The sequence below is a fragment of the Bradyrhizobium sp. CCBAU 11386 genome (assembly GCF_028128955.1).
In the GTDB taxonomy this organism is placed as follows: Bacteria; Pseudomonadota; Alphaproteobacteria; order Rhizobiales; family Xanthobacteraceae; genus Bradyrhizobium.
The window spans coordinates 63,757-75,763 of record NZ_LBKA01000228.1; the positions used below are offsets into that span (position 1 = coordinate 63,757).

Sequence of the window (12,007 nt, forward strand, 5' to 3'; positions counted from 1 at the left end):
TGCGTTCGGTGAGAGTTCTGGTTCTCCGTCATGCCCGGGCTTGACCCGGGCATCCACGGTCTTCGCGACAAAGCAAGCAAGGCGTGGATGGCCGGGTCAAGCCCGGCCATAACGACAGAGAGAGAACCCTACTCCGCGCGCTTGGCGGCCTTCTCGAACTTCTTGATCACGCGGTCGCGCTTGAGCTTCGACAGATAGTCGACGAACAAGACGCCGTTGAGATGGTCGATCTCGTGCTGGATGCAGGTGGCGTAGAGGCCTTCGGCGTCCTCCTCGTGCACCTTGCCGTCGAGATCGGTGAAGCGCACGCGCACCTTCGCAGGCCGCTCGACCTCCTCGTAATATTCGGGGATCGACAGGCAGCCTTCCTCGTAGACCGACAGCTCCTCGGACGAGGCGACGACTTCCGGATTGATGAAGACGCGCGGCTCGGGCTTGGTCTCGCCGTTCTCGTCGCGCTTGGCGAGGTCCATGGTGATCAGCCGCAACGGCTGCGCGATCTGGATCGCCGCCAGTCCGATGCCGGGCGCGTCGTACATGGTCTCGAACATGTCGTCGGCAAGCTTGCGGATCTCCGTCGTGACCTTCTCGATCGGCTTGGAGACCAGACGCAGCTGCTTGTCGGGCAGGATGATGATTTCTCTGAGGGCCATGGCGGCGATTTAAGCCGGGCGCCGGACGCGGTCAATGCGGCCAGGAACCCTGTTAACCCTCCGCTAACCATAAAGCTTCAGGTTTCGTTAACCATAGAAATTAGCAGGGCATTCACCATAAATGTTCGCTATTCGTTCGTGTCGGCGACCGAATCGGCTAGAAGGACAGCCATGAACGAGATCATTTTCGTGGCTGGCGACTGGCCGGTGCGCACGATCGACGCGCTGATCGGCTTCGGGGCGCTCTTCCTGATCCTGCTGGTTGTGATCGCCGTGGTGATTGCACGCTCGGGGCGGCGCGGGGCGGAACTCGCGATGGCGAATGCGATCCGCGCCGACGAACTCGAGGAGCGCATCAGCCAGATGCTGCATGCCCAGAGCGAGGCCTCGGGCCGGGTCGACGCCATGACCCAGGCGCTGGCCGGCCGCCAGGCCGAGATGGCCCGCGCGGTCAACGAGCGGCTGGATTCGGTCACCCATCGCGTCGGTCAGTCCATGGAGCACTCGACCCGCAACACCATGGAGAGCCTGCACGCCCTGCACGAGCGGCTCGGCATCATCGACAACGCGCACAAGAACCTGACCGACCTCACCACGCAGGTGACGACCTTGCGCGACGTGCTCGCCAACAAGCAGTCGCGCGGCGCCTTCGGCCAGGCGCGGATGGAGGCGATCGTCCAGGACGGCTTGCCGAAGGGCGCCTACGAGTTCCAGTTCACGCTTTCGACCGGCAAGCGGCCGGACTGCGTCGTGTTCCTGCCCGACCAGCGCCCGCTCTGCATCGACGCGAAGTTTCCGCTCGAGGCGATGACCGCGCTGCACGATGCCCGCACCGACGAGGAGAAGCGCATCGCCACGCAGCGGCTGCGCGGCGACGTGATGAAGCATGTCAGCGACATCGCAGAAAAATATCTCGTCACCGGCGAGACCCAGGAGATGGCGCTGATGTTCGTGCCGTCGGAATCGGTCTACGCCGAGATCCATGACGGTTTCGACGACGTGATCCAGAAGGCCTATCGCGCCCGCGTCGTGCTGGTATCGCCCTCGCTGCTGATGCTCGCGATCCAGGTGATGCAGCAGATCATGAAGGACGCGCGCATGCGCGACGCCGCCGACCAGATCCGCACCGAGGTCATCAAGCTCGGCGACGACCTCGGCCGCCTGCGCGACCGCGTGCTGAAGCTGCAGAAGCATTTTGCCGACGCCAACGAGGACGTCCGCCAGGTACTGATCTCCGCCGACAAGATCGAGAAGCGCGCCGGGCGAATCGAGGAGCTCGATTTCAGCAAGGCCGATGCGCCGGCGGAGGGCCCGCATCTGGTGGCGACCGGTGCGCCCGAGCTGTTCCCGAGGAAGCTCCAGGCGGGGGAGTGATTCTCTCCTGAGATCCGGTACGCTGCCGCCATAATTTCGCTGTCGTCGCCCGGCTTGACCGGGCGACCCAGTATCCCAGAGGCGGCAGATGGGCGGACGCTGCTACTACGTCTACATTCTCGCCAGCAGGATCGGCGGAACGCTCTACATTGGCGTGACGAATGATCTCATCCGCCGCGTGGCCGAACACAAATTGCAGGTGGTCGAGAGCTTCACGAAGGAATACGGCGTGGTGAAGCTAGTCTATTTCGAGCAATTCGATGATCCCGAGAATGCGATCAAACGGGAGAAGCGTCTGGAAAAGTGGAAGCGCGCCTGGAAGATTGCGCTGATCGAGAAGGATAACCCTGATTGGAACGATCTCTATTCGGGGATAGCGGGTCCTCCATAACCTCGGCCTCTGGAATACTGGGTCGCCCGGTCAAGCCGGGCGACGACACCTCCCTTGTAGCCAGCAGGAGCGACAGCTCCCTTGTGGTCCCCAGAATCTGCTAACACCTCCCCATGACCGCACCCGACGCGACCTCCCCCGCCGTGACTTCCGCTCCGGCCGCCTCCTGGCGCGACAGCCTTGCCGTTTACCTGCAACCGCGGGTGCTGATCGTGCTGTTCCTCGGCTTCTCGTCCGGGCTGCCGCTGGCGCTGTCGGGCTCGACGCTGCTGGTGTGGATGCGCGAGGCCGGGGTCGATCTCGGAACCATCGGGCTGTTTGCGCTGGTCGGCACGCCCTACACGCTGAAATTCCTGTGGGCCCCGCTGGTGGATGCGCTGCATGTGCCGCTGTTCACGCGCGCGTTCGGGCGGCGGCGCGGCTGGCTGCTGTTCTCGCAGCTGCTGCTGATCGTCGCCATCCTGCTGCTGGCGCTGACCGATCCCGCACGCTCCCCGTTCTACGTCGCGCTCGGCGCGCTGCTGGTGGCGACGACGTCCTCGACACAGGACATCGTGGTCGACGCCTTCCGCGTCGAGAGCCTGCCGGAGAGCGAGCAGGCCGCCGGCATGGCGTCCTATGTCGCGGCCTATCGCATCGGCATGCTGGTCTCGACCGCGGGCGCGCTGTTCATCGTCTCCGGTTTCGAGAGCACCGGCATTCCGCGCACATCGGCCTGGATGTGGGGCTATGTGGTGATGGCGGCGATGGTGCTGATCGGCACGATCACGGCGCTGGCCGCGACCGAGCCCGAGCAGTCGGTGCGGGCGGAAGCCGCGACGCAAGCCGAGACGGCGTTCGCACGCGTGCTGCACGCGGCGATCGGCGCCTTCTCGGAATTCCTGGCGCGCAAGGATGCGCTCGCCGCGCTCGCCTTCGTCGTGCTGTTCAAGTTCACCGACGCCTTCTCCGGCACCATGACGGCGCCGTTCGTGATCGACCTCGGCTTCTCCCGCAACGACTATGCGGCGATCGTGAAAGGCGTTGGCCTCGCCGCCACGCTGATCGGCGGTTTTGCCGGCGGCTTCGTCGCGCGGCGCTATTCACTGGCGACGAGCTTGTGGATCGGCGGAGTGGTGCAGGCGCTCGCCAATCTGTCGTTCTCCTGGCTGGCCTTCGTCGGCACCAGCCAATGGGCGCTCGCCTTCGCCATCACCTGCGAAAACTTCACCAGCGCCATCGGCACCGTGATCTTCGTCGCCTATCTCTCCGCGCTGTGCCAGAACCCGCTGCACACGGCGACACAATACGCGCTGCTGACCGCGCTCGCCGCGGTGGGACGCACCTATCTCTCGTCGGTGGCGGGCTATGTCGCCAAGGCCACCGGCTGGCCGCTGTTCTTCGTGATCTGCGTGCTGGTGGCGATCCCGAGCCTGGTCCTGCTGACGTGGCTGCAGAAGCGCGGGCATTTCGAAGAGCTGGGGCCGATCAGGGTGTGACGCTGCCCTCCCTCCTCGTCATTGCGAGCGAAGCGAAGCAATCCAGGAATCTTTCCGCGGAAACAGTCTGGATTGCTTCGTCGCAAGTGCTCCTCGCAATGACCACGCGGAGAGCGAACCGCCCCCTACTGCTTCTTGATGATGCTCCACTTCGTCACCACGGCTTCGCTCATCTGGCCGGGATCGCTGGCGCAGGCGACTTCGTCGACCTTGACCGAGATCTCCTTGCCGACGAACGATTTCAGCTGCGTGGCCTGCGCGTCGCTGGAGGTGACGAGCTGAAAGGTCTCGGGGCCGGTCTCGAGATTGCACAGCCCGTTCGGCGGCGGCAGGCGGCGCGGTTCCGAGGTGATCTGGTAGGTCGCGATCCGCTTGCCGGCGTTCTTGACGTCGCGCACCTTCATCGCGTTCAGCTCGCCCGAGAGCACGTCGCCGGTGTTGATCGGCTTGCCGGGCTTGGGCGGCGGTGGCGCCGCGTCGTCCTGCTGCGCGGAGATGGCCGGCGTCACCAGCAGCATCATCGTCGCGACCAAAGCCCATCGAGTGGCGAAAAGTTTCGTCATGTCGTCCGTTCCGTAGGGTCTGTAGGATAGCTAGAACAGGGTCCGCTGCCGCATCGCGGCCGATAGCGTACCTTCATCGAGATAATCGAGCTCGCCGCCGACCGGCACACCATGGGCGAGACGCGTTACTTTTACGTTGGCGTCCTGGAGCAGGTCGGTGATGTAGTGCGCCGTGGTCTGGCCGTCGACCGTCGCGTTCAGCGCCAGGATGATTTCATGGACCTGCGCGTCATGCGCGCGCGCAACCAGCGCGTCGATGGTGAGGTCCTGCGGACCGACGCCGTCGAGCGGCGACAATGTCGCACCCAGCACATGATAGCGCCCTTGAGTCGCATTGGCCCGCTCCAGCGCCCAGAGGTCGGCGACATCGGCGACGACCACGATGATCGAAGGATCGCGCTTCGGATCGGTGCAGACGGTGCAGGGATTTTGCGTGTCGATGTTGCCGCAGGTCTTGCAGACCTGGACCTTGTCGAGCGCGACCTGGAGGGCCGAGGACAGCGGCATCATCAGCGCTTCGCGCTTCTTGATCAGATGCAGCGCGGCGCGCCGCGCCGAGCGCGGACCGAGGCCCGGCAGCCGTGCGAGAAGCTGCACCAGCCGCTCGATTTCAGGACCTGCAACCGCGCCCATGTTACTGGCCGAACAGCCCCGGCGGCAGGCCGAGCCCGCCGGTGAGCGACTGCATCTTCTCCTGCACGGCGGCCTCCGCCTTGCGGCGGGCATCACCGAGCGCGGTCACGAGCAGGTCCTCGAGCACCTCGCGCTCTTCCGCCTTCATCAGCGAGGGATCGATCTTCACGCCCTTGACGTCCATCTTCGCGGTCATGCGCACCGCGACGAGGCCTCCGCCGGAGATGCCTTCGACCTCCACATTGCCGAGCGCGTCCTGCATCTCCTGCATCTTGGATTGCAGCTGCGCCGCCTGCTTCATCATGCCGAGAAAATCAGCCATAGGTCGCGTGTCCTTGGAAAGATAGGCTCAGAGATCGTCGTCGGTATCGGAACCGTCGGGCGGATCGTCACTGCCATAGTCTGCGTTAATATTGGACTCCGGCGTCTCGGGGGCAAGCTTGCGGACCTCGACGACCTTCGATCCGGGGAAGCGCGACAGCACCTCCTGCACGCGCGGATCGGCCTCCGCGGTACGCGCATGCTCCTGCTTGGCGGCCTGGTTCACCGAACGCAATGTCGGCTGGCCCTGCTCGTTGGAGACGATCACGGTCCAGCGGCGGCCGGTCCAGAGCTCGAACTTGCGCGCGAGCTCGGTGATCATGGTCTTGGAGGCGTTGGGCTCGAGCGCGACTTCCAGCCGGCCCTCCTCGAAACGGACGAGACGCATGTCGGCTTCGAGCGCACCCTTGGTCAGGAGGTCGCGCTTCTGGCCGGCGAGCGCGACGAGCTGGGTGAAGCTGGTGATGCGCAGCTGGGGGGCTGCGGCTTGCGGATCGGGCGCCGGAGCCGCCATCTGCGGCCGGGCGCCACCGCCGCCGAATGATGACGGCGATGAGGTCGGCGCGCGCATGGGCGCCGCCTGGGCAACAGGCGCTGCGGAAGCCATCGGCGCGGCCGGCGCACTGCGTGCCGCACTGCCGCCGCTCACGACCGGCGAGCCACCGCCGTTCTGCTCCAGCATCCTGATCGCCTCGTCCGGCGTCGGCAGGTCGGCGACATAGGCGATGCGCACCAGCACCATCTCGGCGGCCGCGGCCGGCCGCGTCGCGGCCTGCACCTCGGTGATGCCCTTGAGCAGCATCTGCCACATCCGCGACAGCACGCGCATGGAGATTTTCGAGGCGAAATCCCGCGCGCGCACCCGCTCGGTCTCGCCATAGGCGACGTTGTCGGCGGTCGCCGGCACGATCTTCACGCGGGTGACGAAATTGACGAACTCGGCGAGGTCCGAGAGCACGACGATCGGATCGGCGCCGACGTCGTACTGGTCGCGGAACTCCTTGAAGGCGGCCGCGATGTCGCCGCGTGCCAGCGAATCGAACAGGTCGATCACACGCGTCCGATCGGCGAGCCCCAGCATCTGCCTGACGGCATCGGCTTTCACCGTGCCTGCCGCATGCGCGATCGCCTGGTCCAGCAGCGACAGCGAATCGCGCACGGAGCCTTCCGCGGCGCGCGCGATGATGCCGAGCGCCTCGGGCTCGATCTCGACGCTTTCCTTCGCGGCGATGCTGGCAAGGTGCTTCATCAGCACGTCGGCCTCGACCCGGCGCAGGTCGAAGCGCTGGCAGCGCGACAGCACCGTGACGGGAACCTTGCGGATCTCTGTCGTCGCGAACACGAACTTGGCGTGCTCCGGCGGTTCCTCCAGCGTCTTCAGGAAGGCGTTGAACGCCGCCGTCGACAGCATGTGGACTTCGTCGATGATGTAGACCTTGTAGCGGGCGCTGGCCGGCGCGTAGCGCACGCTGTCATTGATCTGGCGGACGTCGTCGACGCCGGTATGCGAGGCCGCGTCCATCTCCAGCACGTCCATGTGCCGGCTTTCCATGATCGCCTGGCAATGCACGCCCAAGGCCGGCATGTGGATGGTCGGGCCCTTCACCGAGCCGTCCGGCATCTCGTAGTTGAGCGCACGGGCAAGAATTCGCGCAGTGGTGGTCTTGCCGACGCCGCGGACGCCGGTGAGGATCCAGGCCTGCGGGATGCGCCCGGTCTCGAATGCATTGGAGACGGTGCGAACCACGGCCTCCTGGCCGATCAGATCGTCGAAAGAGGAGGGGCGGTATTTGCGCGCCAGCACCCGGTAGGGCGTGCCAGCCTGGCTGGCGCTATCGGAGTTAGGAGGGGCGCCGGCGTCGGTCATCGGTCGATCCGCAATGAAATCTCTCTCGGCCGGCTCTTGCGGAAAGGAGCGCGCTGGCGGCAGGGCCGCCGGCGCAATTCGCTCGGAAAAACAGGTAGGAGACTGACGAGCGACCCGATCCGGACCTCGTTAGGGCTGCTTCCTTCCGGACCTGACCCGGTTGGCGAGTGGCTCGTCCACCGCCAATCTCCCGGTCCCTATTTGGGGCCAAAGGGAGCGGAAAGCAAGCGGGTATCAGCCTGAACGGGTTGGGTTTGCCCAGCATCCGGGCAATTCCCGGTCTGCCCAGCCGACAGGCTGTGCTTTCGCTGGTGGGACCACCTTGCTAAGAACGCTTGGCGGAACTCCATCCAACCAGAAAAGCGATTGATCCCAATGGTTACACGTCGTGATGTTGCATCGATTGTCGGACTTGGCGCCGTTGGCGCGATGGCCGCGGGCGCAGTGGCGTCCCCGGCCGTGGCCCAGGCCGCCGATCCGAACGAATCGACCTTCGCCCGTATCCGCCGCACCAAGAAGATGCGGATCGGCGCGGTCGGCGGCGGCGCGCCCTATTACATGAAGGATCTCGCCAGCGGCCAGTGGAAGGGCTTTTACATCGACATCGCGAAAGCGCTTGCCGACGACATGGAGGCCGAGCTCGAGATCACCGAGACCACCTGGGGCAATTCGGTGCTGGACCTCCAGTCCAACAAGATCGACATCTTCTTCGGCCTGAACCCGACCCCGAAGCGCGCGCTGGTAGTCGACTTCTCGGTGCCGGTCTTCAACAATGCCTTCGGCATCCTCTGCAAGAAGGACTTCAAGCCGAAGAGCTGGGCCGAGCTGAACTCGCCCGACGTCAAGATTTCCGTCGACCAGGGCTCCTCGCACGACCAGGTCGTCAGCCGCCTGACGCCGAAGGCGCAGATCACGCGGCTGAAGACCGCGGACGATGCCACCGCCGCGCTCCAGACCGGCCGCGTCGACGCGCAGTGTCTGGTCACCATGCTGTCGCTGACGGTGCTGAAGAAGAACCCCTCGCTCGGCCAGCTCGTGCTGCCGACGCCGATCTTCGCTACCACGTCGAATGCCGGCTTCCGCCGCGAGGCCGACAAGACCTGGCGCGACTACGTCAACACCTGGATCGACTTCAACAAGGGCCTCGGCTTCATCCGCAACGCGATCATCACGAACATGGAGCTGGTGGGCGTGACCGAGGCGGACATTCCGCCGGGCGTTTCGTTGTAAGTCAACGCCGTCATTCCGGGGCTCGCGAATCGAGAACCCGGAATCTCGAGATTCCGGGTTCGCCCTTCGGGCGCCCCGGAATGACAGTACGAGACGAGTAAGCGCACGCATGTATCATTGGGACTTCGGCATCCTCTGGAGCTATCGCTGGCTCTTTCTCAACGGGCTCGGCGTCACCGTCGGCTTCACCGTCGTCATCGTGGTGCTCGGCCTCGTCTTCGGCCTGTTCGGGGCGTTCGGCAGCCTGTCGCGCTTCAAGGCGGTGCGCCTCGTCGCCCTCACCTTCATCGAGGCGTTCCGCTGCACGCCGATCCTGGTGCAGCTGATCTGGTTCTATTACGCGCTGCCGATCCTCGCCGGCGTCGAGATGACGCCGATCACGGCCTCGGCGCTGGCGCTCTCGCTCTATGGCGGCTCGTTCTATTCGGAGATCATCCGCGGCGGCATCGTCTCGATCGACAAGGGCCAGTCCGAAGCGGGTGCCGCCCTTGGCATGACCCCTAGCCAGGCGATGCGGCGCATCGTGCTGCCACAGGCGATCAAGCGCATGATCCCGGCGCTGATGAATCAGTCGATCATCCAGTTCAAGAACACCTCGCTGGTCTCGGTGCTGGCGGTGCCTGATCTGGTCTATCAAAGCCAGGTCGCCGCCCATGACAGCTACCGGCCGCTGGAGACCTACACGGCGGTCGCGGTCGCCTATGCCGCGATCCTGATTCCGCTCACCATCATCGTCCGGCGCGGCGAGAAACGACTGGCGGTCAGCGAATGAACGACACGTCGAAGATCGAGATCCGGGCCTTACGCAAGAGCTTTGGCAGCAACGAGGTCCTGAAGAACATCAGTCTCGACGTCGCCAAGGGCGGCGTGGTGGCGCTGATCGGCCCGTCCGGCTCGGGCAAGTCCACCCTGCTCCGCTGCATCAATCTTCTGGTCGTGCCCGACGGCGGCAGCGTCCGTGTCGGCGACACGCGCTTTGGGTTCGGCGAGGGCGCGAAGCTGCCCGACGTGAAGACGCTGGCAAAATTCCGCGCCACCACCGGCATGGTGTTCCAGCACTTCAACCTGTTCCCGCACATGACCACGCTCCAGAACGTGATGGAGGGACCGGTCACGGTGCGGCGCATGGCCAAGGCGGATGCCGAGAAGCTCGCGCGTGCGCAGCTCGCCAAGGTTGGCCTTGCGGAAAAGGCCGACCAGTATCCGGCGACGCTCTCAGGCGGTCAGAAGCAGCGCGTCGCGATCGCCCGCGCGCTCGCGATGGAGCCGGACGTGATGCTGTTCGACGAGGCAACCTCGGCGCTCGACCCTGAACTCGTCGGCGAGGTGCTCGCCGTGATGCAGCGGCTGGCGTCCGAGGGCATGACCATGGTGATCGTGACCCATGAGATCGCCTTCGCCCGCGAGGTCGCCGACCGCCTCATCTTCATGCGCGACGGTGTCGTCGTCGAGGAAGGCCCGGCGCGGCAGGTGATCGACAATCCGCAGGAAGCCGCAACGCGCGCCTTCCTCAGCCATTTCCACCGCACCGGCGCATTGCCGCCGGCCAATACAGCATCGTGATGCCAAATATCGATCGTGCCTATCTCGTCACCGGTGCCGCCAGCGGCATCGGCCGCGCCACCGCAAGACTGCTCGCGGCGCCCTGCACCGCGCTGCTGCTGCACACGCGCTCCAACGCGGCCGGCCTCGATGCCACCGCGGCGGAAGCCGAAGCGCAAGGCGCCGTGGTGGCAAAGTGCCTCGGCGACCTCGCCGGGGAGGCCGCCGCCACCGACGCCGTCGCCGCCGCGCAAGCCGCCTTCGGCCGGCTCGATGGATTGGTTCTCGTGGGCGGCCACGCCCGCCGCGGCAGCGCGATCGGCACGCCGGCGGATCAATTCCACCAGGCGATGGACGAATCGGCGCTGGCCTTCACGCGTCTGGTCGACGCCGCGCTGCCGCTGCTGCGCGCTGGCCGCGACGCACGGATCGTGGCGGTGTCGTCCTTCGTGGCCCACGCGATCCGCCCCGAATTCGCGCCCTTCGCGGCGACGGCCGCGAGCCGCTCCGCGCTGGAAGCCTTGGTGCGGCTCACCGCAGTTGAACTGGCCAGCGACGGCATCACCGTCAACGCGGTCGCGCCGGGCCTCATCGTCAAGGACAAGCCGAGCGAAAGCCGGCTGTCACCCGAGCAGATCGCCGCAACCGAAGCGCTGATCCCGATGCGTCGCCGCGGGCGGCCGGAGGAAGTGGCCGAGATCATCGCCTTCCTGGCGTCGGCGAAAGCGTCCTACGTCACCGGCCAGGTCTGGCACGTCAATGGAGGCCTGACATGAGCGAAGCGAGGATCGAACGTCTCAGGCTGTTCCTGATCGAAAGCCCGATCAAGATGGCGCGCCTGCAAGGCGTCGGCAACGTCAAGGGCACGGTGAAGCGCGTGCTGATCGAGCTCACCGCGAGCGACGGCGTGGTCGGCTGGGGCGAGGCGGCGCCGTGGGAGGTGTTCACGGGAACGCCGGAGGCGGCCTTCTCCGCGCTCGACATCTATCTGCGGCCGATCGTGCTCGGCAAACCGGTGCGCCGCATCCGCGCGCTGATGGCGGAGCTCGACCGCGCGCTGGTCGGACATGCCGAGGCCAAGGTCGCAATCGAGATGGCGCTGCTCGACATCGTCGGCAAATCGTCGGGGCTTTCGGTCGCCGACCTCCTCGGCGGCCGCGTGCGCGACACCATCCCGCTCTCCTTCTCGATCGCCGATCCGGACTTTCCCGCCGACCTCGAACGCATGCGGAAAATGGTTCCGGACGGCAATGTCATCTACAAGGTCAAGACCGGCGTGAAGCCGCATCGCGAGGACCTCGATCACCTCGAGGCGATCCGCAAAGAATTCGGCGACAAGGTCGATCTGCGTGTCGACTACAACCAGGCGCTGGCGCCGTTCGGCGCCATCAAGATCCTGCGCGATGTCGAGCAGTTTGCGCCGACCTTCATCGAGCAGCCGGTGCCGCGCAAATATCTCGACGTGATGGCGCAGCTGACCGCGGCGCTGGAAACGCCCGTGCTCGCCGACGAAAGCTGTTTCGACCGCCGCGACATGATGGAGGTGGTGCGCCGCGAGGCGGCCGATGCCGTCTCGATCAAGCTGATGAAGGCCGGCGGCCTGTTCGAGGCGCAGGCCATCATGGCGATCGCCGACATCGCCGGCCTGCCCGGCTATGGCGGCACGCTGTGGGAGGGCGGCATCGGCCTTGCCGCCGGCACGCAGCTGATCGCGGCCACGCCCGGCATCTCGCTCGGCTGCGAATTCTACATGCCGCATCATGTGCTCACCGAGGACGTGCTGGAAGAGCGCGTCGCCAACCGCGCCGGCCATGTCGTGGTGCCCGACGGCCCCGGCCTCGGCATTCGCGTCAGCGAAGCCTCGGTCCGCGCCAATGCGCGGGTGCTGGCGGAGGCGTAAGGCAGCAGCACCTCCACAAACTCGGTCGTCGTCCCGGGCAAGCGTCAGCGCAGAC

At 65.8% G+C, this 12,007-nt stretch carries 13 protein-coding genes and 1 other RNA gene; 8 read left to right on the forward strand and 6 right to left on the reverse strand.

Going from position 1 to position 12,007, the window contains the following annotated elements:
- Nucleotides 1–128 precede the first annotated feature (128 nt).
- Entirely contained in the window at nt 129–653 is a 525-nt protein-coding gene (gene def / locus XI09_RS21590; protein ID WP_271568634.1) for a peptide deformylase, read from the reverse strand.
- Between the two features lie 171 nt (nt 654–824).
- On the opposite strand from def, the gene XI09_RS21595 reads away from it, so the two are divergent.
- From XI09_RS21595 to XI09_RS21605, 3 genes are all read left to right on the forward strand, one after another.
- The gene (locus tag XI09_RS21595) at nt 825–2,027 is read left to right on the forward strand and encodes a DNA recombination protein RmuC (RefSeq protein WP_271568635.1); all 1,203 of its coding nucleotides are present in this window, start codon (nt 825–827) and stop codon (nt 2,025–2,027) included.
- 88 nt (nt 2,028–2,115) lie between these two features.
- On the forward strand, nt 2,116–2,418 hold the full coding sequence (locus XI09_RS21600) for a GIY-YIG nuclease family protein (protein WP_271568636.1): 303 nt from the start codon (nt 2,116–2,118) through the stop codon (nt 2,416–2,418).
- A 113-nt stretch (nt 2,419–2,531) separates the two neighbouring features.
- The gene (locus XI09_RS21605) at nt 2,532–3,896 is read left to right on the forward strand and encodes an AmpG family muropeptide MFS transporter (protein WP_271568637.1); all 1,365 of its coding nucleotides are present in this window, start codon (nt 2,532–2,534) and stop codon (nt 3,894–3,896) included.
- 125 nt (nt 3,897–4,021) lie between these two features.
- On the opposite strand, the gene XI09_RS21610 is transcribed toward XI09_RS21605, so the two are convergent.
- The 5 genes from XI09_RS21610 to ffs all read right to left on the reverse strand — a co-directional run bounded on the left by XI09_RS21610 (nt 4,022) and on the right by ffs (nt 7,471).
- Complete coding sequence (locus XI09_RS21610; protein WP_271568638.1) at nt 4,022–4,459, reverse strand: hypothetical protein; 438 nt, start codon at nt 4,457–4,459, stop codon at nt 4,022–4,024.
- A gap of 30 nt (nt 4,460–4,489) precedes the next feature.
- Entirely contained in the window at nt 4,490–5,092 is a 603-nt protein-coding gene (gene recR, locus XI09_RS21615) for a recombination mediator RecR (protein WP_271568639.1), read from the reverse strand.
- A 1-nt stretch (nt 5,093) separates the two neighbouring features.
- Complete coding sequence (locus XI09_RS21620) at nt 5,094–5,414, reverse strand: YbaB/EbfC family nucleoid-associated protein (RefSeq protein WP_092187187.1); 321 nt, start codon at nt 5,412–5,414, stop codon at nt 5,094–5,096.
- A 27-nt stretch (nt 5,415–5,441) separates the two neighbouring features.
- Nucleotides 5,442–7,280: a DNA polymerase III subunit gamma/tau gene (locus tag XI09_RS21625; RefSeq protein ID WP_271568640.1), complete on the reverse strand. Its 1,839-nt coding sequence runs from the start codon at nt 7,278–7,280 to the stop codon at nt 5,442–5,444.
- 94 nt (nt 7,281–7,374) lie between these two features.
- Nucleotides 7,375–7,471: signal recognition particle sRNA small type (gene ffs / locus XI09_RS21630), an RNA gene on the reverse strand.
- Between the two features lie 184 nt (nt 7,472–7,655).
- Here ffs and XI09_RS21635 point away from each other — a divergent pair.
- The 5 genes from XI09_RS21635 (at nt 7,656) to XI09_RS21655 (ending at nt 11,952) form a co-directional block, all read left to right on the forward strand.
- The gene (locus XI09_RS21635) at nt 7,656–8,510 is read left to right on the forward strand and encodes a transporter substrate-binding domain-containing protein (RefSeq protein ID WP_271568641.1); all 855 of its coding nucleotides are present in this window, start codon (nt 7,656–7,658) and stop codon (nt 8,508–8,510) included.
- 109 nt (nt 8,511–8,619) lie between these two features.
- Nucleotides 8,620–9,282, forward strand: a complete 663-nt coding sequence (locus XI09_RS21640; RefSeq protein ID WP_271568642.1) for an amino acid ABC transporter permease — start codon at nt 8,620–8,622, stop codon at nt 9,280–9,282.
- The gene (locus XI09_RS21645) at nt 9,279–10,073 is read left to right on the forward strand and encodes an amino acid ABC transporter ATP-binding protein (protein ID WP_271568643.1); all 795 of its coding nucleotides are present in this window, start codon (nt 9,279–9,281) and stop codon (nt 10,071–10,073) included. Before XI09_RS21640 ends, XI09_RS21645 begins: the two co-directional genes overlap by 4 nt.
- Nucleotides 10,073–10,828, forward strand: a complete 756-nt coding sequence (locus XI09_RS21650; protein WP_271568644.1) for an SDR family NAD(P)-dependent oxidoreductase — start codon at nt 10,073–10,075, stop codon at nt 10,826–10,828. Before XI09_RS21645 ends, XI09_RS21650 begins: the two co-directional genes overlap by 1 nt.
- The gene (locus XI09_RS21655) at nt 10,825–11,952 is read left to right on the forward strand and encodes a muconate cycloisomerase family protein (protein ID WP_271568645.1); all 1,128 of its coding nucleotides are present in this window, start codon (nt 10,825–10,827) and stop codon (nt 11,950–11,952) included. Before XI09_RS21650 ends, XI09_RS21655 begins: the two co-directional genes overlap by 4 nt.
- The last annotated feature ends 55 nt before the right edge of the window (nt 11,953–12,007 follow it).

What these genes read in the sequence shown, in the direction of transcription:
- def (WP_271568634.1), bottom strand. Translation starts at nt 653, where the DNA reads ATGGCCCTCAGAGAAATCATCATCCTGCCCGACAAGCAGCTGCGTCTG.
- XI09_RS21610 (WP_271568638.1), bottom strand. Translation starts at nt 4,459, where the DNA reads ATGACGAAACTTTTCGCCACTCGATGGGCTTTGGTCGCGACGATGATG.
- XI09_RS21620 (WP_092187187.1), bottom strand. Translation starts at nt 5,414, where the DNA reads ATGGCTGATTTTCTCGGCATGATGAAGCAGGCGGCGCAGCTGCAATCC.
- XI09_RS21635 (WP_271568641.1), top strand. Translation starts at nt 7,656, where the DNA reads ATGGTTACACGTCGTGATGTTGCATCGATTGTCGGACTTGGCGCCGTT.
- recR (WP_271568639.1), bottom strand. Translation starts at nt 5,092, where the DNA reads ATGGGCGCGGTTGCAGGTCCTGAAATCGAGCGGCTGGTGCAGCTTCTC.
- XI09_RS21595 (WP_271568635.1), top strand. Translation starts at nt 825, where the DNA reads ATGAACGAGATCATTTTCGTGGCTGGCGACTGGCCGGTGCGCACGATC.
- XI09_RS21600 (WP_271568636.1), top strand. Translation starts at nt 2,116, where the DNA reads ATGGGCGGACGCTGCTACTACGTCTACATTCTCGCCAGCAGGATCGGC.
- XI09_RS21650 (WP_271568644.1), top strand. Translation starts at nt 10,073, where the DNA reads ATGCCAAATATCGATCGTGCCTATCTCGTCACCGGTGCCGCCAGCGGC.
- XI09_RS21605 (WP_271568637.1), top strand. Translation starts at nt 2,532, where the DNA reads ATGACCGCACCCGACGCGACCTCCCCCGCCGTGACTTCCGCTCCGGCC.
- XI09_RS21655 (WP_271568645.1), top strand. Translation starts at nt 10,825, where the DNA reads ATGAGCGAAGCGAGGATCGAACGTCTCAGGCTGTTCCTGATCGAAAGC.
- XI09_RS21640 (WP_271568642.1), top strand. Translation starts at nt 8,620, where the DNA reads ATGTATCATTGGGACTTCGGCATCCTCTGGAGCTATCGCTGGCTCTTT.
- XI09_RS21645 (WP_271568643.1), top strand. Translation starts at nt 9,279, where the DNA reads ATGAACGACACGTCGAAGATCGAGATCCGGGCCTTACGCAAGAGCTTT.
- XI09_RS21625 (WP_271568640.1), bottom strand. Translation starts at nt 7,280, where the DNA reads ATGACCGACGCCGGCGCCCCTCCTAACTCCGATAGCGCCAGCCAGGCT.